Consider the following 24,511-nt stretch of genomic DNA (forward strand, 5'->3'; position numbering starts at 1 on the left):
TATTATTTATTTATGGTCGTAGGCATTCCAACTACAGATACAACTCCCACATGAAGTATGACCGGCTTCTTTCCAACATTCTTCACATAGTGGGGGCCCCCATTATTACTCTCTATAAATGCATCACCCGCTTTAAAAAAATTAATTTCTTCACCCCTCACATGTTTTAATCTTCCTCTGGTGACATGAATCAACATTGGGGAAGGATGAGTATGAATTGGAGTTTTCAAGCCAACTGGAATCTTTACTTTTAAAAGTCTTAATTCAGGCTTACCCTCGAGATAATTAAAATTTTTACCACTAAGTCCTTTTGAACTTTGAATAATAGGTATAACTTCAATCTTTTCATCAGCAAGAGATGGGTATGGTAAGGCTAAAGTCCCAATAAAAAGGAAACATAATGGAATAAATTTTTTTAATTTCATTAGATATTTAAGTTTCACTAATAATAGGTAGTTTGCAAAAATAATAAACTAATTTATTTTTTATATAACTTTTCTAATTGCTTTATTTCCTCTCTTAAATCCTTACCTCTGTTATTTAATTTATTATTCTTAATAACTATTGGGATAATCCACCAAGCTTGAAGACCTAAAAAGATAAATACAAGAATCAATAATTCAAAAGTACCAGGCTGCATTTGATAAATAACCCTTCTTTGCTAGTAACACCATTCTAAAAGTTGTTAAACATTCCTGAGATATTAATATTTCTAGGCTGCCTCTAGTTCAATATTAAGTTCGATTCCCTTTGAAATGATTGCTTCTTTAAATTCAATAAGTTTGGAAATTATTCTTTGCTTCTCAGGATCAGTTTTATGGATATCCTCTACAACTTCCTGCATTGCAAGTGTTACTTTTTGTAGCTTGATTTCTAGATCTTCCCTGTAATTCATAAGCCTAAAGAAATTATCTTTTTTATTAAAAAACAAAATAATTATTAGTAAATAAGTACTTAACCTTAAAAGGATTGACAGCAAAACAAGGAGGATATATTTTATAGTACAAACGTATTAATAATCAGCCGGTCAATTAAAGGTAAAGCATGGAGCCTAAGTACTCATTTGGTTGCAGCACTAGCAAACCCAACGGATGCCTACTAAATCCCGAAGGCAGCAGAATGATCTTTTTCGAAGAATGCAAAACTTCTCCTAAACCTAATTTAAAAATTCATACTCATCTTTTCTACACAAATCACCTTGGAGAACCTGGAGGGTACAAATCCTCTGAAAAACTCAACATAGATTCAGCCTGGGAAAAGTGGCACCAACTTCACCAAAAAGGGTGGACAGAAGTAGCTCATAATTACGGATAAGTGATCCGGCTAAAAAAGCTTAATCAATCCCATTCATGAATAACTATAAATTGTAGAGTGCCAGCCAATCTGTAAAGCGTAGCAAGCCTAAAAAACGACTATTTAAAATTTAATGTCACGACTATGTTACAATTATGTAGCGAATATCTTCAAAATAACTTAATTTAGACCTAATGCTTTACATTTGTTAATAGTAGTGTTACATTAATTAACAATTACATCACTTACATGGCTAATTCAAACGTTACTACTGAATCAGGCGGCAGACAGAATATGTTTCCTACTGAGACACGTCCTTACATAGATGAGTCTGTTTCATACGACAGCTACCCACAAAATGCAGAAAAAGTTAATGGTCGTTGGGCAATGATTGGGCTTGTTGCATTAGTAGGTGCTTACGTTTCTACTGGACAAATTATTCCTGGTATTTTTTAATGAGTCCACTTTCAGGTTTTTTAGCAGTAATGGTATTTTTTACTGCTGTCCTAATTGCTTATTTAACCAAGCAATTTCAAAACGAAAATTCAAACTATTTATCTTCTAATCAAATGAAAAACACAAACACAAAAGTCAAAACAATAGAAAAAGAAAAAGTTGTTGCTGAAACTCTCAACGGCAGATTTGCCATGCTTGGATTAATTGCTGCTATTGGAGCATATCTAACAACAGGTCAAATAATTCCTGGTTTCGTATAAACATCCTAAATAATTGATTTACAAATCAAGAAAATGGAAAATTCAAAACCAACTTATTGGCAAAACGCCGAGAGAACCAATGGAAGAATGGCAATGATGGGCTTATTTGCGTTAGTTGTAAATTATGGCTTATTCGGCTGGATGATCCCTGGGATTTTTTAAAATGAATTTAGGCTTACTTTTTCTTAAAATAAATACTTTAGGCATAATAACTCTTTCAGAACTTGATTGGATAACTAATCATCAATCTGATTTTTCAAGGTTAGATATGGCTCTAGTTATTAAAATTGGCCGTCTTATGGATTCTGGAATTGTAGAAATTGATAATAGATTACCTGTTTAACTTTTAGAAAATTAGATCGTCATGAGTGTTTGTCAATAGGGATACTGACAAGCACTTTTTTATGAGAAAAATTATATATTAAAAAAAAAAAAAAGAGATTGTTTCTTAGCTGAAAACAATCTCTAGATTACCTAATTCTTACATGAAAATTTCAAGTAAGCTATTAGATTCTAACTGATTTATTTTTATAGTAAATACGTAAAAATGCTTTTTTTGTTTATCTTTTTTTGTTTATCTTTTTTTGTTTATCTTTTTAAACCACCTCTTTTTATCCATAGAAACCACGTAACCCAAATAGGAGGAAGAAATCTAATTAAAAAAGAAATTTTATAAATATAAAATGGGTCATTTTCACCTTGAAATAAATTCATCAAAAAAGCAGATATAGTTACCCAAAATAAAATTATTAATATATTGGCTCCCAACAAAGCGAACTTATTTTGTTTGAAAATTTTTGGCATAAGACAAATTCTTTATATTCTTAATTTTAAATAATCTCAGGTAATTAATTATATAATTTCAAAAAAACTTTAAATTTAAAATCCATATCCAAATAAAAACAATACTAAATTTTAATCCCTCTCCTATTAACATTCCAAAGGCAATAGGAGGTGAAAATATTAAAAAAAGAATAGAGAAAAAACTAAATAAAGCGAATGATACTCTGAGAAAAAAATTTTTTCTTTTTGTTCTTCTTAAATTCTTTAATGTATTCCACTCCCATTCAATAAACCTGTAGAACTTTTCTGATAATAAAAATAAATACTTCATTAATATTAATAATTTCTAAAGGCTTTTCCTATTTATAAAATTAATTTATCCTGTTAGCAATAAACTTTATCCCCTTCTTCAGAAAGATAGTAAATTCTATTTTCTGAACTTACAAAAAAAGTTAATCCCTTATATTGTGATCTTCTAAATTTATCTAATCTAAGTTTGTGTAAATCCCAATTATCTGTACTTATATCAGGATTAAATTCTTGTTCTTTTAAGAAAGGAACAAAAGTTGGACTAATTGTTGTTTTTTTGGCTGACTTATTGTTTCGTCTTGAATAAAAAAATATAGAAAATAAAAGTACAACAAAAATAATCATCAAAAATAGAATTAATAATATATTTGTCATTCTCAGTTTCTATAATTTGAAATAACTTTATTTTAGAAAATCAAGAACTTTTTACAATAAATTTTTTTAGTAAGTAAAAAATCCTATTTTTATATTCTTGTATTTTTGAATACTTATCAAGGGTGTACTTAAATCAGATTATAGAGTGAGTCGCATTTTTAAAATGACTCAAAATTCTATGAATACTCCTTATGCAAAAAGAGTAGCTGAAAAATTCAGAGAGGCTCAAAACTATTTAAAAACTAATGGATTTAGTAGATCAACTAAACATTTACTGGAAGATATTGAAAATTCTGTTGAAAAATAATGCCAATACCCCCTCACTTACCACAATTACAATATGGCTACGATGATGGCTTTACAACCATTGTTTTTGGGTTAGTAGGAAGTTGCTTAGGATGTATCTTAATTTTATTAATTTCATTTTTTGAATTTAAATTCAAAAAGCAAAATAGTAAGCCTTAAGAGACTTACTAAACATTAAATAAGAACTCCATTACATCTCCTTCGTTTACAATATATTCCTTACCTTCACTTCTTAACAAACCTTTAGTTTTTGCATTTGCAATTGAACCAGAATCAATTAAATTTTGATATGAAATAGTTTGAGCTCTAATAAATCCTTTTTCAAAATCAGTATGGATGACGCCTGCTGCTTGTGGCGCAGTCATCCCATCTTTTATAGTCCAGGCTTTTGTCTCCTTTTCTCCAGTAGTGAAATAAGTTTTTAATCCCAGTAATTTATATGTTGATCTAATTAAAGAACTTAATCCCCCTTCTTCTACTCCTAAACCAATAAGGTAGTCTTTTTTATCTTCTGGTTCTAACTCTATTAATTCAGATTCCACTTGAGCTGATATTTTTATGCATTCTGTATTTTCACTACCTGCAAAACTCTGAACTTTTGATGAGAAATCATTACCTTCAGCTAAATCATTTTCATTCAAATTTGTTGCGTAAATAATTGGTTTTGCGGTAAGAAAGCCTAATTGCTTAATTATTAAATTTTCTTCTTCACTCAAAGATATTGATCTAACTGAAAGTCCTTTATGTAACTCTTCTTCAATTTTTTCTAGTAAAGCATCTTCTTTTGCTGCCTCTTTACTAGTTCTAACCTGTTTTTTAATTCTTTCTCTTCTTTTTTGGAGTTGGGATAAATCAGCTAAATTCAATTCCAGATTAATTATCTCAATGTCATCCAAGGGATCTACCTTCCCGGATACATGAATTACATCATTATCCTCAAAGCACCTTACAACATGAATTATTGCATCAACCTCCCTAATATTTGATAAAAATTTATTTCCCAAACCTTCGCCTTTACTGGCTCCTTTTACTAGTCCTGCGATATCTACAAATTCAATTTTTGTTGGGATAATATTTTGGCTAGAACTTAAATCACCTAACTCTTGCAACCTTTGATCTGGGACTGAAACTATACCTTTATTAGGTTCTATAGTACAAAAGGGGAAATTAGCCGCTTGTGCTTTAGCATTTTCTACAAGTGCATTAAATAAAGTTGATTTTCCAACATTTGGTAATCCAATAATACCTGCTTTTAACATTTGAAAAAATTTATGGAAAAATTATCAAGAAAACATCTTCTAGTAATATAGTATTTACTTAACCAATCTTGGATAAGTTAATTATAATCGTCTTGATTATTTATTTAGTTTCTAAATATTATCTACTGCCGTTTTTCAAAAGAAATGCTTGATTTAATAAAAAAAAATATAAATCTAAGAAGTGGAATTATATTGCTTTCTCTAGCTATATTTTTCGTTTTTATAACCAATTCCTTCAAGAAAAATAAATCAAAAGATATTTCTGATTTTGTCGTTCAAGTTGAAAAAGGAATCCTCTCAGATTCAATTAATACAAGTGGTGAAGTAAAAGCAATCAGGACAAGCAATATTGGTCCTAGGAAGCAAGGTGTAATAAAAGAAATTAAAGTAGAGGAAGGCGATCTTGTAAAAAAAGATCAGGTTTTGGCTTCTCTTGATGATGAAGATTTCATCTATAAAATTGAAGAACTTGAATTAAATATAGAAAAACAAAAATCTGAATTTTTAAGAAGAGAATATTTATATCAAGAAGGTGCAGTAAGCAAAGAAGATTACGAAAGTTATAAAAATAGCTACGACATTAGTAGCGCCAAACTTAATGATGCAAAAGCTGAAAAAAGTTTTTATATAATTAAAGCTCCTTATGGAGGAAAGATAACTGCAAAATATGCGGAGATAGGATCTTATGTCACCCCAAGCACAAATTTAAGTTCAGACTCTAAAACGAAAAACTTTATTTTTGAACTATCAGAGGGCCTCGAAATTGTTGCGAAAGTTCCTGAGAGTGACATTGGTAGAATAAAAATAGGTCAAGAAGCTTCTGTAAGAATTGAGGCTTATCCATCAAAAAAATATACTGCCATAGTTGAAAAAATAGCTACAAGAGCTGTAAAAGATAATAATGTTACCTCATTCGAAGTAACTTTAAATTTTAAAGATATTTCTGAAGAAATAAAAATTGGAATGACTGCTGATCTTGAATTTAGAGTTGAAGGTAATGAAGAAAAAATCCTAGTACCAACAGTTTCTATTGTCACTGAAAAAGGTGAAAAGGGAATCTTGAAAGTTGATAAAAACAATTCTCCCAAATTTGAAAAAATAGAAATTGGTATTAGTAGTGGAAATAAAACTTCAGTAATTAATGGATTAGAACCTGGAGAGCAAATCTTTATTGATATTCCACCTTGGGCTAAGAAAAGAAAATGAGTTTAAAATCAGAAAACTCTAAAAAACCAATTTTACTTTTAGTCGATGGTCACTCACTTGCTTTTAGAAGCTTCTATGCATTTAGCAAAGGGATTGATGGAGGTTTAACTACCAAAGAGGGTTTCCCAACAAGTGTCACATATGGATTTCTAAAAAGCCTTCTGGATAATTGCAAAAATATAAGTCCTGAGGGTGTTTGTATTACTTTTGACACAGAAAAACCTACTTTCAGGCATGAATTAGATCCAAATTATAAGGCAAATAGAGATGTAGCACCTGATGTTTTTTTTCAGGATATTGAACAACTAGAAATCATTTTAGAAGAAAGTCTTAATTTACCAATTTTCAAATCTCCAGGTTACGAAGCAGATGATCTCCTAGGCACAATTGCAAATGACGCTTCTTCTAAAGGATGGTGCGTGAATATTCTTTCTGGAGATAGGGATTTATTTCAATTAGTTGATGATCAAAAAGGTATTTATGTCCTTTATATGGGTGGTGGTCCATATGCAAAAAGTGGTAATCCAACCCTAATTAATGAAAATGGAGTAAAAGAAAAATTAGGTGTAGTTCCAGAAAGAGTGGTTGATCTTAAAGCTCTAACTGGTGATAGTTCTGATAATATTCCTGGAATTAAAGGTGTAGGTCCAAAAACCGCAATTAATCTACTAAAAGAAAACGATACACTTGATGGAATCTATCAGGCTTTGGACAAAATTCTGCAGAACAATGATAAAAAATATAAAGGATTCATCAAAGGTTCAGTTATAGAAAAGCTCAAAAATGATAAATATAATGCTTATCTTTCTAGAGATTTAGCAAAAATTAATACTGAAGTACCTTTGATATTAAGTGATGGTTATGAACTAAAAAATATAAATCAAGAACTTCTTTCAGAGTCACTGCAAAAACTAGAATTATCAACACTACTTCGGCAAATTGATATTTTCAATTCAACTTTTAGTAAAGGTGGTTTTGACAAAAATAATGTAGCTAAAGTGGACGAGAAGGCACCAAAAGTCTCTAGTAAAAATGAATTGGACAATCGTGAGAATAAAATCCCTAAAATCAGCGTAACTATTGTAAATAATTTTGAATTACTTGATAAATTAATTCAAAGATTAGAAAAGACTAATGAGATAGTTTCTTTAGATACAGAGACTAATAGTTTAAATCCAATCGATGCCGAACTTGTTGGGATAGGATTATGTCTTGGAGAAGAAACTGATGATTTATTTTATATACCTCTTGGTCATCAAACAAAAAAAGAAACTACCAATCAATTATCAATCGAAGAAGTTTTTTCAAAAATAAGAACTTGGATTGAAGATCCAAAAAAAGAAAAGGCACTCCAAAATTCTAAATTTGACAGGCAAATATTTTTTAATCACGGACTTGATCTTAAAGGAGTAACCTTTGACACCTTGTTAGCAGACTATCTTCTAAATAATCAGGAAAAGCACGGGTTAAGTGAAATTAGTTTTAGATTATTTGGATTTAAGCCCCCTTCATTTAAGGAAACAGTTGGAAAAAATAAAGACTTTTCATTTGTTGATATTGATGAAGCAAGTGTTTACTGCGGTTATGATGTATTCCTAACTTTTAAAATCGTCAAAATTTTTAAAGAAAGATTCTCAATGGAAAAAGATGAATTAATCAAACTTTTCGAAGAAATTGAGCTACCTTTAGAGCCGGTATTATCCCAAATGGAAATGAATGGCATCACTATAGACATCCCTTATTTGGATAAACTCTCAAAAGAACTAAAAAGTACCTTAGAAGATATTGAAAGTAAAGTTTATGAATTAGCGGAAGGAAATTTTAATCTATCTTCACCAAAACAACTTGGTGAGATCTTGTTTGAAAAATTAAATTTGGATAAAAAGAAATCAAGGAAAACAAAAACAGGATGGAGTACGGATGCAGTAGTTCTAGAAAGATTAGTCGACGAACATGAAATAATTCAATATTTAATAAAACATAGAACTCTTAGCAAATTACTAAGCACCTATATTGATGCTCTTCCAAATCTTATTAACGAAAAGACAGGAAGGGTTCATACAAACTTTAATCAAGCTGCTACAGCGACTGGGAGGCTAAGTAGTAGCAATCCTAATCTTCAAAATATCCCGGTTAGGACTGAATTTAGTAGGAGAATCAGAAAAGCATTCTTGCCTGAAAAAAATTGGAAACTTTTATCAGCTGATTATTCTCAGATCGAATTAAGAATACTTGCTCACTTAGCGGATGAAGAAATATTAATTAATGCATTTCATAAAAATGATGATATTCATTCTTTGACTGCAAGATTAATTTTCGAGAAAGAAGAAATATCATCCGACGAAAGGAGAGTTGGAAAAACAATAAATTTTGGAGTTATCTATGGTATGGGGATCAAAAAGTTTGCCCGTTCAACAGGAGTAAGTACTCCAGAGGCAAAAGAATTCCTAATAAAATACAAAGAAAGATATTCAAAAATTTTCAAATTTCTTGAACTCCAAGAAAGGCTTGCCTTATCAAAAGGATATGTAAAAACAATTTTTGGTCGAAAGAGAGAATTTAAGTTTGATAAAAATGGACTTGGAAGATTAATAGGGAAAGATCCTTACGAAATTGACTTGCAATCCGCAAGAAGGGCTGGCATGGAAGCACAGTCATTAAGAGCCGCAGCTAATGCACCAATTCAGGGTTCAAGTGCAGACATTATTAAAATTGCAATGGTTCAAATAAATAAGAAATTCATAGAAATGAATGTTCCAGCAAAAATGCTTTTACAAGTACATGATGAATTATTGTTTGAAGTTGAACCAGATTCGTTGGAAATTACGACGAAATTAGTGAAGAAGACTATGGAAGATTGTGTAAAATTGAATGTGCCTCTTTTAGTTGATATTGGCATTGGAGACAATTGGATGGAGACAAAATAAACCTTATGAAATACTTAATTTAAGATGATCAAACTTTTTAATACTTTAAGCAAAAGAGTTGAGGTTTTTAAACCTATTGATGATGTAGTAAAAATCTATTGTTGTGGAGTAACTGTTTATGACTTATGTCATCTTGGTCATGCCAGAAGTTATATAGCTTGGGATGTATTGAGAAGATTTTTAATTTACAGTGATTTCAAAGTGAAGTATGTTCAAAATTTTACAGATATTGATGACAAAATCTTAAAAAGAGCGAAAGAAGAAAGTAGTTCAATGAAGGAAGTATCTGAAAAGAATATTATTGAATTTCATAAGGATATGGATTCTTTAGGGATAATGCGTCCGGATAGTATGCCAAGAGCAACGAATCATATATGCAATATCTGCTCCTTCATAACAATCCTTGAGGACAAAGGTTATGCATACTCTAGGGATGGAGATGTTTATTATTCTGTTTTTAAAAATAAAAATTATGGAAAGCTAAGTAATCAAAATATACAAGAACAAAATATCAATAAGCAAGGAAGAATGGCTAATGAGGAAAATAATAAAAAACAAAATCCGCAAGATTTTGCACTATGGAAAAAAGCCAAAAATGATGAACCATTTTTTGATTCGCCATGGGGTAGAGGTAGGCCAGGATGGCATATTGAATGTTCGGCGATGGTTAAAGATGAATTAGGAGATACTATTGATATCCATTTAGGTGGTTCTGATTTAATTTTTCCACATCATGAGAATGAAATCGCCCAATCAGAAGCAGCCAATGGCAAAAAGCTAGCGAACTATTGGTTACATAATGGGATGGTCAATGTAAATGGACAAAAGATGAGTAAATCCCTTAAAAATTTTAAAACTATCAGAGAGCTAATTAAGTCAGGTATAAGCCCTATGACTTTGCGATATTTTGTTATGACTGTGAATTATAGAAAACCACTTGATTTTACTGAAGAAGCTTTAAGGAGTGCTGCAGAAGCTTGGAAAAACATTAATCTAGCCCTTTCTTTTATGGACCTTACAAAAGGTGCTTTTAGATCTATTGATAAAAATGAATCTATCGAAGAGGAATATAAAGAGAAATTAAGTTTTGAATTATCTCAAAAAAAGCTTAAATTTTCTGAAGCTCTAGGAAATGACCTTAATACAGCAGGTGCTATTGCAATTATTTACGATTTAGCCAAACCATTAAAAAACTTTTTAAACCAATTTCAAAGGATTGAAGGTTTAAAAATAGACCTAAATGAAAAATTCTTTCTACTTGAGAATTTTAAAACTCTTGAAAAGTTGACTGAGGTACTTGGTCTTAAAAAAGAGGTTTTAGTAAAAGAAAGGAAAATAACAGAAGAAGAAATATCATCGCTTATTAATGAAAGATTGAAAGCAAAAAAGGGAAAGAATTATGCGAAGGCTGATGAAATCAGGAATTTGTTAAAAGAAAAAGGTATTGAACTTATTGATCAATCAAAGGAAATAACAACATGGATAAGGGTCTAAATTTTAAGAAAAAACCCAATTTGAAATTTTTGTTTTTTAAATACACCTTTAAGTGGGAAGATATTAGAAATATCAGAGAAAATTGAAATACATTACTGTTCTCGGTTCTACTGGTTCAATAGGGACTCAGACTCTCGAAATAGCTAGTGAGCAGCCTGATAAGTTTAAAGCCGTAGCTCTTTCGGCAGGACGAAATATTACTTTATTAACTGAACAAGTTAAAACACATAAACCAGAAGTAGTTGCAATTGAGGATGAAAATCTTATAGAAGATTTAAAAGATAATATTAATAACTTAGATTTGGATAGTGCTCCCTTGGTTTTGGGTGGAAAGGAGGGGATTAACGCAGTTGCAGCTTGGGATAAGGCAGATACAGTTATAACCGGGATAGTAGGATGTGCAGGCTTAATTCCAACAATGTCAGCAATTAATGCGGGGAAAAATATTGCCCTTGCTAACAAAGAAACTTTAATTGCAGCAGGGCCAATTGTTATTCCTGCATTAAAGAAAAATAATAGTAGGCTTTTACCTGCTGATTCAGAACACTCTGCTATCTTTCAATGCTTACAAGGATTACCTAATTATGAAAATGCAGATTTTTCAACAGGAGTGATGCCTAAGGGTTTAAAAGCCATACATTTAACAGCTTCTGGTGGTGCTTTCAGAGATTGGCCCGTTGAGAATTTAAAGCATGTCACAGTGGAAGATGCGACTTCACATCCTAATTGGGATATGGGAAAAAAAATAACTGTAGATTCTGCAACTCTTATGAATAAAGGATTAGAAGTTATAGAAGCTCATTATTTATTTGGGACCTCTTACGAAAATATCGAAATAGTTATTCACCCTCAAAGTATTATTCATTCAATGATTGAGATGGAAGATTCTTCAGTATTAGCTCAATTAGGTTGGCCAGATATGAAGCTACCTATTTTATATGCGATGAGTTGGCCTGAAAGGTTTAAAACAAATTGGAAAAGATTAAACCTAAGTGAAATTGGAAAATTAACTTTTAAAGAGCCAGACGAGTTTAAATATCCATGCATGGGACTTGCTTATGCCGCAGGAAAATCTTCAGGGACTATGCCTGCAGTCTTAAATGCTGCTAACGAAATGGCTGTTGAACAATTCCTTAAAGAAAAAATTTCTTTTCAAGAAATTCCAACATTTATAAGTAAAGCTTGTGAATCACATATGGAGAATTTGAATTTGAGTCCCGAATTGGAGGATATTCTTGAAGTGGATAATTGGGCCAGAATTTTCGTTAAGCAAGAAATAAAAAAAGGGAAAAAATACGTAAGTATTTGATAAAAGTGAATATAAAAAAGGAATTAACTGACCAAACCTTTTTTAATACTATTAGATAACTCAAGTGTTTCTATTAGTGGGATTAGGAAGTAAGCGTCTCATTAATAACCAATATTATTTCTAGGGTTAGTTATGTAAATTATTAGATTTAAAATATAATTAGGAGGAAAATTTAATGGCTTCAAAAGTAGTAAAGTCATTCCTTGAGTCACGTTGAATCCTTTATCTTCTATTAATAAAAAAAAGGACCTCAAATATACATTGTAATGTAACTATATTGTCAATTATTAAATTGGTTAAAAGGTGTTGAATCAAAAACTAAGTATTTATTTTAAATTATAAAAATCTAGTATTAAGTTATTAATTTATAGAAAAATGGAAATAATTTTAAAAAGAGAAACTTCATTAGGTTTAGATTCCTATGATGACTTAGGTTTTAATTCCGAAGAGGAACTTGAATTAGAGATCTCAAGACTTACTAAATTAAGGCCTGAATTTGAAAATAATTGCTAGTAGTTCAGAACGTAAATGTTTTATTTAATATTCTAGATCTTTTAATTATTGGTTTCTTTTAATACTTGAAAACCATTTGCTCAATACCCATTAAAAAAGTCAGCCTGTATCCCTATTAGCTGACTTCCATGACGATGAAAGTTTTGAAAACTATACGAATGTATTTGTTGTTGTGATGCTTAAAACAACCGCAACAAAGAATATGTAAGGAACCAACTTAAGGGGTACATATCCTTGTTTTTTAGATATAAAATCCATTTATACAAACCCCGGAATAATTTGTCCTGTTGTTAGATATGCGCCAATAAGGGCAATAAAGCCAATCATCGCAAATCTACCATTGAGCTTCTCAGCTACAATTTTTTCCTTCTCAACTGTTTTTGTTTCGTTCATTTGCTTGGTTGGTTGTTTAGCTAAGACGCTTCCTAATGCAATCTTGAAACAAATCTAATAATGGAAAATTATAATCGTGAGTATAATTACTTACCCTCATACCCTCTATAAGCTGAACTTATAAAACTAACTTTTAAAGATTTAAGAACTTACTTTAATTGTTGAAATAGAATTTTTAACAGGTTATTGAACCATCCCTTAGAATTATCCTAAAGCAGTATGGGAAAGATTTTTAAAAATGGGGAAAGAGATTCATAAACACCTTCTACTATGCGCAACACCCACAAAACAAAAATGCTTTAAAAGCAATGAAGGTCAAAAAACATGGGAATCTCTAAAAAAGACCTTAAAAAAATTTGAGAATGATCCCTCTACTAAAAACTTTCATATTTTGAGATCAAAAGCTGACTGTTTAAGAATATGCAAAAATGGGCCAATTCTTCTGGTTTGGCCTGATGGTATTTGGTATGAGAAAGTTTCTCCAGAAAAAATCTCAGAAATTTTTACCTCACATATTATTAAAGGTAAGCCAATCGAAAAGTGGATTTTTAAAAAAACACCATTTTTAAATAGTCCTAGATACTCATAAACCAATTCTTTACGGCTTCGTCTGACCAGCAGCCGTTAATCGAGTGAAAACCATTATGGCCACCCTTTTTAGTTATAAAAATAGTGAATTTATCAATAGATTCTTTTCTTAAACTCAAAGTAGCCTTATATGGAACCCAAGGATCATCCTTGGCATGAATAAAAAGTATTTGAGGTAATTTTTTTATTAATTTCTGGATTCTAAATATTGGAGAAGCTTTAACATAATAATCTTCTAAAGAATTAAATCCCCAACTAGGAGCTGTAAATTTCTGATCAAATTCCCTTATACTTTTTAAACTTCTAATTTTTTTTCTTAATTTCTCGTTATTAAGAATTTTGCCTTCATCATTATATCCATCCCATAACTGATTTTTTAAGCGGTGAAGTAACCATTTTTGGTAGACAGAATTTCTAGGTTTTTCAATACAGAGGCTGCATGATGACAAATCTAAAGGACTACTTACGCAGGCTAAGCCATCTAAAAGTTTTTCTCCATTGTTTTCATCGTAATCTAGGCAAGCATTTAAAAGAATTGTGCCACCTAATGATAATCCCACGCCGTATATTGGAAGTTTATTATTCCTTTTAATTTGATCTTTGAACTCTAAATTAATTAATTTTTTAAAATATTTAATTGCTGAAATAACATCACTAGAGCATTTAGCGCAATAATTTCCTTTAGCCAAATATCTCGCAGGCCCAGATCCTCTTAGATTTAATTTAAGAACTCCGAAACCATTTTTTGCTAATTTCCTAGAGATTCTTCTTAAACCAAAACGTTTAGTTGAGCCCCCTAACCCATGTGTAACGATAACAAAACCCCTTAATGAGCTTAAGTTTTCAGGTAATTCTAGAAATCCCAAAAGATAATCACATTCAAATTTATCAGAAAGAATTTTATTAATCGGAAAGCATATTTTTATATTTTTTTTTGATTTACCAAAATCAATAACAAAGGTATCTCTCAAAGTTTGTAAGTCGCCACCTATCCAAGGTAAGACTTCTTGAAATGGCCTATTTTTTAAGTAATCTGAAAAACTAGAAGATATACTATTATTTCTCCCCAACTCCAAGATCCTTTAACTCTCCAATAAGATCATTCAAGACCTTCTTTGCATCACCAAAGACCATCGAAGTATTTGGCAGATCAAATAAATCATTTTTTATTCCGGAGTAACCTGCACTCATACCTCTTTTAATTACGAATACCGTTCTTGCTTCCTGCACATCGAGCACTGGCATGCCGTATAAAGGAGAAGAACTATCATTTTTCGCCTGAGGATTAACTACATCATTTGCTCCTAAAACCAACACAACATCCGTTGCTGGAAAATCAGGATTTACAACATCCATTTCTTTAAGTTGTTCGTAAGGAACATCTGCTTCTGCTAGGAGTACATTCATATGACCTGGCATCCTGCCCGCTACAGGATGTATTGCATAGGCAACTTCAATACCATTTTGCTCTAGTTTTTTTGTTACCTCCCTTAATGTATGTTGGGCTTGAGCTACTGCGAGACCATAACCAGGAACAATGATTACCTTGTTGGCAGCCTCTAAAGTCAATGCACATTCTTCAACACTACAAGAAGTTATATTAGTATATTCTCCTGATCCAGAAGAGGTCATACTTTGAGCAGATAGAGATCCTCCAAAAAGCACTGAAACCAATGATCTATTCATACCTTTGCACATTACTTGAGTAAGTATTAGACCTGCTGCTCCAACCATTGCGCCTGCCACTATCAAAAGCTGACTATCAACAACAAAACCTGCTGATGCTGCTGCTATACCTGAATAACTATTTAATAAAGATATAACAACGGGCATATCGGCTCCTCCAATTGGCAGAGTGACTCCAATTCCTAATAAGGAAGAAAATATAACTAAAATCCAAATAGAACTTGTATTGCCATTTATCAGATCAAAAAAAGCTATAAGGGAAGCAACTGCAAAAACAATATTTACAAAATGTCTAACTTTGCTCTGAGTCCATCCTGGCGTTGACAACCAACCCTGCAACTTTGCCATTGCCACAATGGAACCAGTGAAAGTTATTGCACCTACAAATATAGAAACCGATATAGAAACTTCGTTAATAAGTGATTTTAAAAAATCAACATTTTCAAAACTATTAGATATTGGGAAAATAGCTACTCCCAAGGCTACTAAAAGTGATGACATTCCCCCACAACCATTAAACAAAGCAACTGTTTCAGGCATAGAGGTCATTGGTACTTTCTTTGCGAGGATTGCTCCGAGCAAACTACCTATTATTGATCCCATTATTATCCAAGTCCAAGACTGAATAGCAATTCCAGAAGTCCCCAAGTAATAAGAGAGTAATCCTATTACCGATAGAAACATAGCGAATGCAGCTAATCTATTGGCATCCCTTGCTGATTTTACTTTTGACAACCCTTTTATTCCCAAAGCGAGTAAAAGTACAGCTATAAGGTCAATAACGAATTTAATGATTACAGGTAGATTCATACTAATAATTACTTCTTATTTGATGGTTTACGGCTAAACATTGCGAGCATTCGATCAGTTACAAAGAAACCTCCCACAACATTGAAAAGAGCAAATCCAAGAGAAACTGAACCGATGATTAAAAGTGGCACATTTTCTCCTGCTTTAACTATTAAAGTCAATGCTGCCAGCATTGTTATTCCTGAAATTGCATTTGCTCCACTCATTAAAGGAGTATGAAGCGTTGGAGGAACTTTTCCAATTAACTCCAGGCCTAACAAACTACCAAGTAAAAGGACCCAAAGAAGACTTATAAAAGACATAATTCTAATACCTCAATTTTCAAAAACTTTATTTTGAAGGACAACTCCTTCATCACTTAATAAACATCCAGAAATAAGTTCATCCTCTTTATCTAATTTAATTACACCATCTTTTATGAATGGTGTAATTAAAGATGTTAAATTTTTAGCATAAAGTGAACTCGCATCGTAAGGAACTGATGAAGGTAATTCACCAGCACCTATAAGCTTTACACCATCTTTGATAATAGTTTCATTTGATTTTGTTCCTTCGCAATTACCTCCTTGAGAAACTGCCAAATCTATCACTACAGCCCCAGGTCTCATTTTTTCAAGCATTGGAGAGTCTATTAAAACAGGTGCCTTTTTACCCAAAACTTGTGCAGTACAGATGGCAACATCTGCTTCAGATAAATATTTAGTTAAAGTAGCCTTCTGTTTTGAAAGAAATTCAGGAGTTACAGCTTTTGCGTAGCCTCCTGCCTCTCCTGGTTTTTCGTCAACTTCAGGAAGTTCTATAAATCTTGCGCCTAGGGACTCAACTTGTTCTTTAACAGCAGGCCTTATATCGGATACAAAAACTATTGCACCAAGTCTTTTTGCTGTAGCAACTGCCTGCAATCCTGCAACGCCACCACCTAGAACCACAACTTTGGCAGGTTGAACAGTGCCTGCTGCAGTCATCAGCATGGGGAAATATCTATCTAACTCACTTGCTGCTAAAAGGACTGCTTTGTATCCTGCAATATTAGCCTGTGAAGAAAGAACATCAGAAGATTGAGCCCTACTAATTCTGGGAAGCAACTCTAGTGATAAAGCTGAAATCTTATTACTATTTATTATCTTAAGAAGATCTTTGTTACCGTATGGGTTAAGAAGGCCAAGCAGAACAGCACCATTTTTTAATTTAATTAAATTATCCTCTGATGGAGTTTGAACACAAAATATCATGTCCGCTTCACCCCAAATGTTTTGATCTAAGTTACTGATTATTGTGCCGCCCGACTCTTCATATGATAAGTCACTAAATCCTGATAATTTTCCTGCTGAACTTTCAATATATACATCACATCCATGGCTTTTTAATTTCTTTACGGCTTCTGGAGTAGCTGAAACTCTCCTTTCACCAGAGCTAGTTTCGGAAGGAATAAGTATCTTTGTCAATTTATTTATTTTTTTACATACTAAATATAAATTGAAGAAAGTCAAAAGTCTTGGATTTTTGTTAAAAATATATTTTCTTTTCTATAAAAAATAGCTATCAAATATATATAGGTACTAATAATCCAATGAGTATAAAAGCAATCGAATGTCCTGATGGAGTATGTCACAGCCATCATGGTGGTCATGCTGTTCCCAGACAAGCTATGCAGAAGAATCTAGAAAAGCATGGTAAAGACTGGTGTGAGAAATTAGCAGAGAGAATTTACGAAATGTCTGTTGATACTTATTCACAGACAGTCATGCCAAGTCTTCACTCGGCTGGCTGGCAAAGAAGACATTTAGATTGGGAATTCAAGTTAGCAGAAAATGATTCTGAACCTGATGAAGCTCTTGTTGAAGGAATTATCAATGCCACAGAAAGCTTTTTAAGGAGTAGTGAAGTGCATAGATTATTTATTCAGGAATTAGTCCAGGGTACATTTGAAGAAGCTAATGATAAAAAAATAATTTCTAAAGCCATAAAATCTATTATTGAAGAGGAAATTGTTAGTTCACTAAGAGAAAAGAAAGAAACTCTTTTGAAGAAAATATCTGCAAAATTAGTATCTGAAGAAAAAGTTAGCGAGGAACTTGCAGTAAATTCAGCCAAAGAGGGTTTCGAGGAAGTCGAAAGGCTACTTGCAAATCATAGCGAGGCAGTTTAACACCTATTCTTTATATTTTCTTTATAATTACCGCAAAAACTGACTCAAATATAAATTAATAATTAAATTATTGTTTGGAAGTACAAAGTTGTAACTTATTAGACATTACATGCATTATCTATTGTGCTTAGGTATTAACAACATTTAACTTTCAATGGAAAATTTCATTAGGAAAAGAATTGATATTGCAACCTGTTGGGCTACCAACAGAATTTCTGCGATGGATACTCTAGAAAGATATGAAGACAGTTATGCAATCGCAGAAGAATTTAGAGAGTGGATTTTACATATTGGAGAAAAGAACGAAAATTTAAGAGATTCAGTTTTAAACTTCCCCAAGGAATTAAAGGAATTACTAGACCAACAATTCAACGATTAAATAATTAATCGATCTTGTGAAGGCCGACCTTCATTATTTGGGATTATTTATTATTATTAGAATTGAAATTAGCAAATAATATGGAAAATAAAGAGAAAAATTCAAACTTAGAAAATGTTGTAATTATAGGCTCAGGACCTGCAGGTTATACAGCTGCGATATATGCAGCAAGAGCAAATCTTCAACCTTTGCTTGTAACAGGATTTAATTCCGGTGGAATTCCTGGAGGTCAATTAATGACTACAACATTTGTTGAAAATTATCCAGGTTTCCCGGATGGAGTACTAGGTCCTGAACTGATGGACCTAATGAAGGCTCAAGCTGAAAGATGGGGTACAAATTTATACGAAAGTGATGTCGTTTCGATTAATACTGATTTGCATCCCTTTGAATTAAAAACTTTAGATGGAACTATAAAAGCGAATTCAATTATTATTGCAACTGGGGCAAGTGCAAATAGATTGGGAGTCATAAATGAAGATAAATTCTGGAGTAAAGGAATAAGTGCTTGTGCAATTTGTGATGGAGCAACCCCACAATTTAGGGATGAAGAATTAGCTGTCATAGGAGGCGGAGACTCTGCATGCGAAGAAGCAGCATACCTTACAAAATACGGTAGCAAGGTTCATTTGATTGTTAGATCAGAGAAATTAAGAGCTAGTGCAGCAATGGTTGACAGAGTAAAAGCTAATCCAAAAATACATATCCACTGGGAAACAAAAGTAGAGAAAGCTAATGGTTCTGAATGGCTTGAGAAAATAGAAACTATCCATTCTCAAGAAGGTAAAGGGGAAATCAATATTAAAGGTCTTTTTTACGCAATAGGACATACGCCTAATACAAAGTTCTTAGACAAAAAAATTGATTTAGATAATAAAGGATATATTGCTTGCAAACCAGGACGGCCAGAGACATCAGTCGAAGGCATTTTCGCAGCAGGTGATGTTGTTGATTCAGAATGGAGACAAGGAGTTACTGCTGCAGGAACAGGATGCATGGCTGCATTAGCGACTGAAAGGTGGCTAGCCGAGAAAAACTTAGCAAAAACAATAATTAGAGAAACACCCGAACCAGATAAGAAACTTAATTCATCAGATTTTAATGAAGACGAAGTTAATGAAGATACCTTCGATTCAAATTCTGAATGGCAAAAAGGGAGTTATGCATTGAGGAAACTTTATCACGAGAGTAAAAAACCTCTCTTAGTGATTTTTAGTTCCCCAAGCTGCGGCCCATGTCATGTCTTAAAACCTCAATTAAAAAGGATAATTAAAGAATTAAATGGTGCAGTGCTCGGCGTTGAAATAGATATTGATAAAGATCAAGATATTGCAAAACAAGCAGGCATTAACGGTACACCAACAGTTCAACTTTTTAAAGACAAATTATTAAAAAAACAATGGCAAGGTGTTAAACAAAGAAGTGAATTTAAAGAAGCTATAAAAAATATTATATAAAGTAGATGTTTACTTATTATTCCTCTTAGGATTATTTTTATTAGTCATAGGTCTGGCACCCCCTGCATTCCTCTCTCTATAAGTTATCCTCCCTCTAGAAAGATCATAAGGACTTATCTCAACTAACACTTTGTCTCCAGCTAATAATTTAATTCTAAATTTAGTCAATTTACCTGCAGCTCTGCATAAACATTGATGACCTTCAGGCTGCTCTAAGGTAACCAAATAAAATCCATTTCCCTGCTCTTTTTCTATTACACCTGAAGTTTCAATCATTAATTAATTTTTTACTAAATTTATATTATCAGAAAAAGATTGGCCAAAATTGATTATAGAAAAATTAAATGCTTAAAAATATGGAATTCAATTTAAATTGAAAATTTAATTTCATTAATTATTTGAAGTTGACCATAGTAAAAATTAGCTTTCGCAATTTTTTCAGAATCTTCTAATTGATCAAAAAAAACAAATCCAAGACTTTCCCATAATGAAGATCCGCAGACGTTATTCAATTCATTTTTTGCTTCTTTTTCAAAATTATCAAGTTTTCGTTCAAGATTTTTAGACCTAGATACAGACATAGCGACTAATATAGTTTATAGTACAAATATACTATATAACTCTATAATTGCAATATTAGAAAGGTAATCTCTTTTTTTCTTCAATATTTAGATCTGCTTCCATTTCCTTTAATCTTTTAAGTATTTGTTGATAGTACTCTTTGATATAACTTTCTAAAGATGTCATATCTTCTTTTTTTAGATCCAATATTTCGTAGGTTCTGCTCATGTCGGCATCTAATGATTCTCCACTACTTGTCACTTCAGCAAAAGCCAATCTTTCAGCAACATTTAAAGAGTCCTGAAAAAAAGAAACCACTTTTTGAGTAATACTAATAAGGAAGGGGGAAACTCTAAAAATTTTAGCCTTCTTTTCGCTAAATTTTTCACATAGGGATATAACTTCGTTTGAATCCCATGCTTTAGGACCAACTAATGGCATTGATTTTCTATGAGTTTTTGGATTATTAACTGCTGCAACAATAACTTTTGCCATGTCTTGAGTATTCATATAGGCAATTTTCGTTGGAGTTCCACTCATCCATACTGCTTGACTATCTAAAATGGGTATAGCGAATTGACCTATAACTCCTTGCATAAAAGCTGCACATTTGAAGATTGTATATTCTAGATCGGATTTCTCAAGAAGTTTTTCAGTACAGTATTTAATGTCCATTAATGGAACATTTCTAAATTTTTCTGTTAGAAGTATTGAAAGAAATATTACTCTTTTTACATTTAAGGCCTCACAAGCATTGAATAAATTGAGTTTTCCATCCCAATCTATTTCATAAATACTTTTAGGGTCATCTGGTCTACTGGTTGCCGCATCAATAACAACTTCAATATCTTGCAATGCATATTTAATATCAGAAGAATTTAATAAATTACCTTTTGTTAGTTCACAACCCCACTCCTGTAGAAAAGAAGATTTTTTTGGGTTTCTAACAAAACATCTCACTTCATGTCCATCTTCTATAGCCTTCTTTGCTATTTGCCTTCCAAGAGTCCCTGTTGCCCCTACTAAAAGAATCTTCATATTTAAGATTTACTTAACTTGTAGACCATAACTCACTTTGTAATGTATTCGTGAGAATCAATCTCCTTGAAACTTTAATAATAATGCACCACCAACCAATCCTATTGGTATCAGTATCCAAAAAACTGCAGCAATACTAAAAATTTCTTTAGCCATAGTAAAATTCAATCATTACTATAATTTACATTCAATATACATTTATTTGTTAAAAAAGTAGATAATGCAAATATCTTGAAAATTTTTATATATATGAATAGTAATTTTAAAGAAGAAAATATAAACCATCCTAACTACTGGACTTGGAATGGTTTTAAAATTTGTTGGAGTGTTATTGGCGAAGACAATGAAAATCCAATTATATTTCTCCACGGGTTTGGTGCTAGTCGAAAGCATTGGAGAAAAAATTTAAAATATTTTGCAAAAAGGAATTGTGCCTCATATTCTTTGGATTTAATCGGATTTGGGGATTCAGATCAACCTGGGATAAGACAAATTGGAAGATTAAACAATGAGATTTGGTCTAACCAAGTGAAAGACTTTATTGAACAGGTTGTAAAGCCGAAGAATTCTAGGAAAGTCATTCTTATTGGCAATTCCCTTGGATCATTAGTGGCTTTGACATGTGCAGTTTCATTAGAGGACCAGATTGCAACAGTTATTGCATCGCCTCTGCCAGATCAAATTCACGAAAACAAAAGAAAAACAACCACTAAAAGATTATTTAAAAAATTTATAGATAGATTCATAAAAATATTTTTTATTTTTTTACCTTTAGAGATTATTTTATTTTTAATAACCAAATTAGGGGTTATAAGGCTGGGTGTAAATTCTGCCTATTTCAAAAAAGATAATATCGATCATGAACTCATAGATTTGGTAACAAAACCAGTTTTAAGGAGAACTTCAGCTAGATCATTAAGAGCAATGTGTATTGGAATGTCTTCAAGAGGTGAAAATTTTCAAGCCTCTTACCTTTTAAGAAAACTTAGCACCTCAAAAAAAGTTCCATTTTTATTAATTTGGGGAGATAAAGATAATTTCATACCTTTGTTTGTTGGTAAAAAGATTGCAAATTTCCATAGATGGGTAAAATTAAAAATAGTATCCAATTCAGGGCATTGCATACATGATGAAGATCCTTCATTATTCAATAGAATCTCTTATGAATGGATTAGAGAATTAAAACATTTTAAAATATGAAACATACATTATCAGTTCTTGTTGAAGACGAATCTGGAGCTTTGAGTAGAATCTCAGGTCTCTTTGCTAGAAGGGGATTCAACATAGATAGCCTTGCAGTAGGTCCCGCAGAATCCAAAGGAATTTCAAGGTTAACAATGGTTGTAGAAGGTGACGATGCAACTCTTCAACAAATGACTAAGCAACTTAATAAGTTATTTAATGTTCTGGGAGTTGTAGATTTTACTAATCTCGCAGCTGTTGAGAGGGAATTGATGTTACTCAAAGTTTCATCTAAAGAAGATACCAGAAGTAATATCTTAGATATAGTTCAAATATTCCGTGCAAAAGTTGTTGACGTTTCAGATATAGCCTTAACACTCGAAGTGGTTGGAGATCCTGGGAAGTTAGTTGCTTTAGAGAAATTACTCGAACCTTACGGTATACTTGAAATCGCAAGAACTGGCAAGGTAGCTCTTAAACGATCTTCAGGAGTTAATACAGAAATGTTGAAAATAAACAAATATTCTTTAGAAATTTAATTAGATATCCGGACTTCCTTTATATAGTCATTTAACTTGATTTCTTTAAGTACATCTAATCCTTTAATAATCCTTCCAAAAATTGAATATCTACCATCTAGTTCTGGAATCTTATTAGTTACAAAAAAAAATTCAGTAGAGGAAGAGTTATGCTTACCACTTTTAACCATAGCGATTGAGCCACTCTCAAAAGTATTAACTAAATTTTCAGTTTCATTAGGATTTTTTATTTGATAATTATATCTTGGTTTAATTTCTTCTCTGAATTTTATTTCTAAAGGTATTGAAGGACTTGTCTTATTTAAAGTTTGATTTCTTTCAACATAAAATTTTTTTTCTGGATTAACGCCTCCATGAATAAATCTTATTTGGGGATAATTTATTATTTTATAAAATTGTTGATTTACATAAATATTATTGTTTATGTTTTCTAGAAAATTTGATACTGTTACTGGGCTTTCTTCACCAAATAATTTAACCTCAAAATCACCTTTTGAAGTTTTAAAATAAACTATTTTATTATCTTGAATACAACTAAATTTAAGTTTCTGGCAGTAATAATTTGGACTGATCTCATTTTTGAAACTGCATGCTTGTACCAAAAACAGAACCTGAATAAAAGATAATGTTTTTAATAAATTATTTTTTTTTATTTTAAGCCCTCCAAATTAACATTCAAAAATTTAGCCAGCCGAGCTCCTTCTTCTTCAACTTGAAGAAGCGGTTTAAGTTCACCTGCCCCACTTAGAGGGAGAGGTTTTTTCCTACCTTTGAGTACTAAAGCAATTCTTCTTCTAGGATTAAATCCCTCACTTATATCCAACTTAACTGATTTAATTTCATCAAAATTTAATTTGACATCAATATCTTTAAATAATCCTTTTCTTTTTATTTCAACAGATTTTGATGACTTATTAAAAGAATTACTACCTGAACCAAAGTTAATGTAAACCATATACCATAAATAAAAATTTAACAAATTAGCAACTACTCCATAAGCTCCCATTATTATTCCTTGAGGTATAAACAATAAAGTTGAAGGATTCCCCAGAGGTAATAGATCCTTTCCTGTATAGCTAGATATGGAGGCCAAAAGAAAACCAATACCCCCAATCGTTAGCATTCCACCAATAATGTAATTAGAAGTTTTTCTTGATCCACCAATTTTTTGTTCGATTTTATCGAAAGACGTGAGGTCTGAATTCATTTTTATCTTTTTTTAGATCCTAATTCAGATAA

Annotated in this window: 33 protein-coding genes; 17 read left to right on the plus strand and 16 right to left on the minus strand. The window is 31.8% G+C overall.

The features are described from left to right. Positions 1 to 2 precede the first annotated feature (2 nt). From PMT9312_RS06330 to PMT9312_RS06335, 3 genes are all read right to left on the minus strand, one after another. Entirely contained in the window at positions 3 to 425 is a 423-nt protein-coding gene (locus PMT9312_RS06330) for a cupin domain-containing protein (RefSeq protein WP_011376774.1), read from the minus strand. Positions 426 to 478: 53 nt separating this feature from the next. Beyond that, positions 479 to 640, minus strand: a complete 162-nt coding sequence (locus PMT9312_RS09850; protein WP_187151046.1) for a hypothetical protein — start codon at positions 638 to 640, stop codon at positions 479 to 481. Between the two features lie 72 nt (positions 641 to 712). Beyond that, positions 713 to 895 carry a hypothetical protein gene (locus PMT9312_RS06335; RefSeq protein ID WP_011376775.1) on the minus strand — a complete coding sequence of 61 codons (183 nt, stop codon included), beginning with the start codon at positions 893 to 895 and terminating at the stop codon, positions 713 to 715. 149 nt (positions 896 to 1,044) lie between these two features. Here PMT9312_RS06335 and PMT9312_RS06340 point away from each other — a divergent pair, with 149 nt between their 5' ends. The 5 genes from PMT9312_RS06340 (at position 1,045) to PMT9312_RS06360 (ending at position 2,352) form a co-directional block, all read left to right on the plus strand. Further along, the gene (locus PMT9312_RS06340) at positions 1,045 to 1,314 is read left to right on the plus strand and encodes a DUF1651 domain-containing protein (protein WP_011376776.1); all 270 of its coding nucleotides are present in this window, start codon (positions 1,045 to 1,047) and stop codon (positions 1,312 to 1,314) included. Between the two features lie 228 nt (positions 1,315 to 1,542). Continuing rightward, positions 1,543 to 1,749, plus strand: a complete 207-nt coding sequence (locus PMT9312_RS06345; RefSeq protein WP_011376777.1) for a high light inducible protein — start codon at positions 1,543 to 1,545, stop codon at positions 1,747 to 1,749. Further along, on the plus strand, positions 1,749 to 2,009 hold the full coding sequence (locus PMT9312_RS06350) for a chlorophyll a/b-binding protein (protein ID WP_036924266.1): 261 nt from the start codon (positions 1,749 to 1,751) through the stop codon (positions 2,007 to 2,009). Before PMT9312_RS06345 ends, PMT9312_RS06350 begins: the two co-directional genes overlap by 1 nt. Before the next feature lie 33 nt (positions 2,010 to 2,042). Beyond that, on the plus strand, positions 2,043 to 2,171 hold the full coding sequence (locus PMT9312_RS06355; RefSeq protein ID WP_011376779.1) for a chlorophyll a/b-binding protein: 129 nt from the start codon (positions 2,043 to 2,045) through the stop codon (positions 2,169 to 2,171). A 1-nt stretch (position 2,172) separates the two neighbouring features. Continuing rightward, positions 2,173 to 2,352 (plus strand): hypothetical protein, encoded by a 180-nt coding sequence (locus PMT9312_RS06360; protein WP_011376780.1) that lies wholly within the window; start codon positions 2,173 to 2,175, stop codon positions 2,350 to 2,352. 824 nt (positions 2,353 to 3,176) lie between these two features. Here PMT9312_RS06360 and PMT9312_RS06375 read toward each other — a convergent pair. Continuing rightward, complete coding sequence (locus PMT9312_RS06375) at positions 3,177 to 3,476, minus strand: hypothetical protein (protein WP_011376782.1); 300 nt, start codon at positions 3,474 to 3,476, stop codon at positions 3,177 to 3,179. 163 nt (positions 3,477 to 3,639) lie between these two features. Between PMT9312_RS06375 and PMT9312_RS09610 the strand changes: the two genes are divergently transcribed. Beyond that, positions 3,640 to 3,783 carry a hypothetical protein gene (locus tag PMT9312_RS09610; protein ID WP_011863263.1) on the plus strand — a complete coding sequence of 48 codons (144 nt, stop codon included), beginning with the start codon at positions 3,640 to 3,642 and terminating at the stop codon, positions 3,781 to 3,783. A 166-nt stretch (positions 3,784 to 3,949) separates the two neighbouring features. Here the strand turns inward: PMT9312_RS09610 and ychF are convergent, their stop codons facing one another. Beyond that, positions 3,950 to 5,041, minus strand: coding sequence for a redox-regulated ATPase YchF (gene ychF, locus PMT9312_RS06380; RefSeq protein WP_011376783.1), 1,092 nt, complete (start codon positions 5,039 to 5,041; stop codon positions 3,950 to 3,952). 144 nt (positions 5,042 to 5,185) lie between these two features. Between ychF and PMT9312_RS06385 the strand changes: the two genes are divergently transcribed. The 5 genes from PMT9312_RS06385 to PMT9312_RS09615 all read left to right on the plus strand — a co-directional run bounded on the left by PMT9312_RS06385 (position 5,186) and on the right by PMT9312_RS09615 (position 12,490). Beyond that, positions 5,186 to 6,247 carry an efflux RND transporter periplasmic adaptor subunit gene (locus tag PMT9312_RS06385; RefSeq protein ID WP_011376784.1) on the plus strand — a complete coding sequence of 354 codons (1,062 nt, stop codon included), beginning with the start codon at positions 5,186 to 5,188 and terminating at the stop codon, positions 6,245 to 6,247. After that, positions 6,244 to 9,174 carry a DNA polymerase I gene (gene polA, locus PMT9312_RS06390; protein ID WP_011376785.1) on the plus strand — a complete coding sequence of 977 codons (2,931 nt, stop codon included), beginning with the start codon at positions 6,244 to 6,246 and terminating at the stop codon, positions 9,172 to 9,174. Before PMT9312_RS06385 ends, polA begins: the two co-directional genes overlap by 4 nt. A 24-nt stretch (positions 9,175 to 9,198) precedes the next feature. Next, on the plus strand, positions 9,199 to 10,668 hold the full coding sequence (cysS, locus tag PMT9312_RS06395; RefSeq protein WP_011376786.1) for a cysteine--tRNA ligase: 1,470 nt from the start codon (positions 9,199 to 9,201) through the stop codon (positions 10,666 to 10,668). Between the two features lie 82 nt (positions 10,669 to 10,750). Next, positions 10,751 to 11,977, plus strand: coding sequence for a 1-deoxy-D-xylulose-5-phosphate reductoisomerase (locus PMT9312_RS06400; RefSeq protein ID WP_011376787.1), 1,227 nt, complete (start codon positions 10,751 to 10,753; stop codon positions 11,975 to 11,977). 375 nt (positions 11,978 to 12,352) lie between these two features. Then, positions 12,353 to 12,490, plus strand: coding sequence for a hypothetical protein (locus PMT9312_RS09615; RefSeq protein WP_155105303.1), 138 nt, complete (start codon positions 12,353 to 12,355; stop codon positions 12,488 to 12,490). 258 nt (positions 12,491 to 12,748) lie between these two features. Here PMT9312_RS09615 and PMT9312_RS06405 read toward each other — a convergent pair whose 3' ends face one another. Beyond that, on the minus strand, positions 12,749 to 12,883 hold the full coding sequence (locus PMT9312_RS06405) for a high light inducible protein (protein ID WP_011376693.1): 135 nt from the start codon (positions 12,881 to 12,883) through the stop codon (positions 12,749 to 12,751). Positions 12,884 to 13,121: 238 nt separating this feature from the next. Between PMT9312_RS06405 and PMT9312_RS06410 the strand changes: the two genes are divergently transcribed. Then, on the plus strand, positions 13,122 to 13,472 hold the full coding sequence (locus PMT9312_RS06410) for a (2Fe-2S) ferredoxin domain-containing protein (protein ID WP_011376788.1): 351 nt from the start codon (positions 13,122 to 13,124) through the stop codon (positions 13,470 to 13,472). On the opposite strand, the gene PMT9312_RS06415 is transcribed toward PMT9312_RS06410, so the two are convergent. The 4 genes from PMT9312_RS06415 to PMT9312_RS06430 are packed head-to-tail and all read right to left on the minus strand — an operon-like array spanning position 13,459 to position 17,412. Continuing rightward, positions 13,459 to 14,547, minus strand: a complete 1,089-nt coding sequence (locus PMT9312_RS06415) for a YheT family hydrolase (RefSeq protein WP_011376789.1) — start codon at positions 14,545 to 14,547, stop codon at positions 13,459 to 13,461. The genes PMT9312_RS06410 and PMT9312_RS06415 overlap by 14 nt on opposite strands. Beyond that, positions 14,528 to 15,967, minus strand: coding sequence for an NAD(P)(+) transhydrogenase (Re/Si-specific) subunit beta (locus PMT9312_RS06420; RefSeq protein WP_011376790.1), 1,440 nt, complete (start codon positions 15,965 to 15,967; stop codon positions 14,528 to 14,530). The genes PMT9312_RS06415 and PMT9312_RS06420 overlap by 20 nt, the downstream gene beginning before the upstream one ends. An 8-nt stretch (positions 15,968 to 15,975) precedes the next feature. Continuing rightward, complete coding sequence (locus PMT9312_RS06425; RefSeq protein ID WP_011376791.1) at positions 15,976 to 16,269, minus strand: NAD(P) transhydrogenase subunit alpha; 294 nt, start codon at positions 16,267 to 16,269, stop codon at positions 15,976 to 15,978. A gap of 12 nt (positions 16,270 to 16,281) precedes the next feature. Then, a complete protein-coding gene (locus tag PMT9312_RS06430) occupies positions 16,282 to 17,412 on the minus strand; it encodes an NAD(P) transhydrogenase subunit alpha (protein ID WP_036924271.1) in 1,131 nt (376 codons plus the stop codon). A gap of 125 nt (positions 17,413 to 17,537) precedes the next feature. On the opposite strand from PMT9312_RS06430, the gene PMT9312_RS06435 reads away from it, so the two are divergent. From PMT9312_RS06435 to trxB, 3 genes are all read left to right on the plus strand, one after another. Next, positions 17,538 to 18,116 (plus strand): hypothetical protein, encoded by a 579-nt coding sequence (locus tag PMT9312_RS06435; protein WP_011376793.1) that lies wholly within the window; start codon positions 17,538 to 17,540, stop codon positions 18,114 to 18,116. A gap of 154 nt (positions 18,117 to 18,270) precedes the next feature. Further along, on the plus strand, positions 18,271 to 18,495 hold the full coding sequence (locus PMT9312_RS06440) for a hypothetical protein (protein ID WP_011376794.1): 225 nt from the start codon (positions 18,271 to 18,273) through the stop codon (positions 18,493 to 18,495). Between the two features lie 80 nt (positions 18,496 to 18,575). Beyond that, positions 18,576 to 19,952: a thioredoxin-disulfide reductase gene (gene trxB, locus PMT9312_RS06445; protein ID WP_011376795.1), complete on the plus strand. Its 1,377-nt coding sequence runs from the start codon at positions 18,576 to 18,578 to the stop codon at positions 19,950 to 19,952. A 9-nt stretch (positions 19,953 to 19,961) separates the two neighbouring features. Here trxB and infA read toward each other — a convergent pair whose 3' ends face one another. From infA to petM, 4 genes are all read right to left on the minus strand, one after another. Continuing rightward, complete coding sequence (infA, locus tag PMT9312_RS06450) at positions 19,962 to 20,228, minus strand: translation initiation factor IF-1 (protein ID WP_011376796.1); 267 nt, start codon at positions 20,226 to 20,228, stop codon at positions 19,962 to 19,964. Positions 20,229 to 20,320: 92 nt separating this feature from the next. Continuing rightward, positions 20,321 to 20,533, minus strand: coding sequence for a hypothetical protein (locus tag PMT9312_RS06455; RefSeq protein ID WP_011376797.1), 213 nt, complete (start codon positions 20,531 to 20,533; stop codon positions 20,321 to 20,323). Between the two features lie 55 nt (positions 20,534 to 20,588). After that, complete coding sequence (locus tag PMT9312_RS06460; RefSeq protein WP_011376798.1) at positions 20,589 to 21,551, minus strand: NAD(P)H-binding protein; 963 nt, start codon at positions 21,549 to 21,551, stop codon at positions 20,589 to 20,591. A 57-nt stretch (positions 21,552 to 21,608) separates the two neighbouring features. Beyond that, the gene (gene petM, locus PMT9312_RS06465; protein WP_011132786.1) at positions 21,609 to 21,707 is read right to left on the minus strand and encodes a cytochrome b6-f complex subunit PetM; all 99 of its coding nucleotides are present in this window, start codon (positions 21,705 to 21,707) and stop codon (positions 21,609 to 21,611) included. Positions 21,708 to 21,800: 93 nt separating this feature from the next. On the opposite strand from petM, the gene PMT9312_RS06470 reads away from it, so the two are divergent. After that, the gene (locus tag PMT9312_RS06470) at positions 21,801 to 22,751 is read left to right on the plus strand and encodes an alpha/beta fold hydrolase (protein ID WP_011376799.1); all 951 of its coding nucleotides are present in this window, start codon (positions 21,801 to 21,803) and stop codon (positions 22,749 to 22,751) included. Then, positions 22,748 to 23,272, plus strand: a complete 525-nt coding sequence (gene ilvN, locus PMT9312_RS06475) for an acetolactate synthase small subunit (protein WP_011376800.1) — start codon at positions 22,748 to 22,750, stop codon at positions 23,270 to 23,272. Before PMT9312_RS06470 ends, ilvN begins: the two co-directional genes overlap by 4 nt. Here ilvN and PMT9312_RS06480 read toward each other — a convergent pair. Then, positions 23,269 to 23,874 (minus strand): peptidylprolyl isomerase, encoded by a 606-nt coding sequence (locus PMT9312_RS06480; RefSeq protein ID WP_011376801.1) that lies wholly within the window; start codon positions 23,872 to 23,874, stop codon positions 23,269 to 23,271. The genes ilvN and PMT9312_RS06480 overlap by 4 nt on opposite strands. Before the next feature lie 47 nt (positions 23,875 to 23,921). Beyond that, positions 23,922 to 24,479: a photosystem I assembly protein Ycf4 gene (locus PMT9312_RS06485; protein WP_011376802.1), complete on the minus strand. Its 558-nt coding sequence runs from the start codon at positions 24,477 to 24,479 to the stop codon at positions 23,922 to 23,924. Between the last annotated feature and the right edge of the window lie 32 nt (positions 24,480 to 24,511).

It is taken from the genome of Prochlorococcus marinus str. MIT 9312 (genome assembly GCF_000012645.1).
GTDB lineage: Bacteria > Cyanobacteriota > Cyanobacteriia > PCC-6307 > Cyanobiaceae > Prochlorococcus_A > Prochlorococcus_A marinus_L.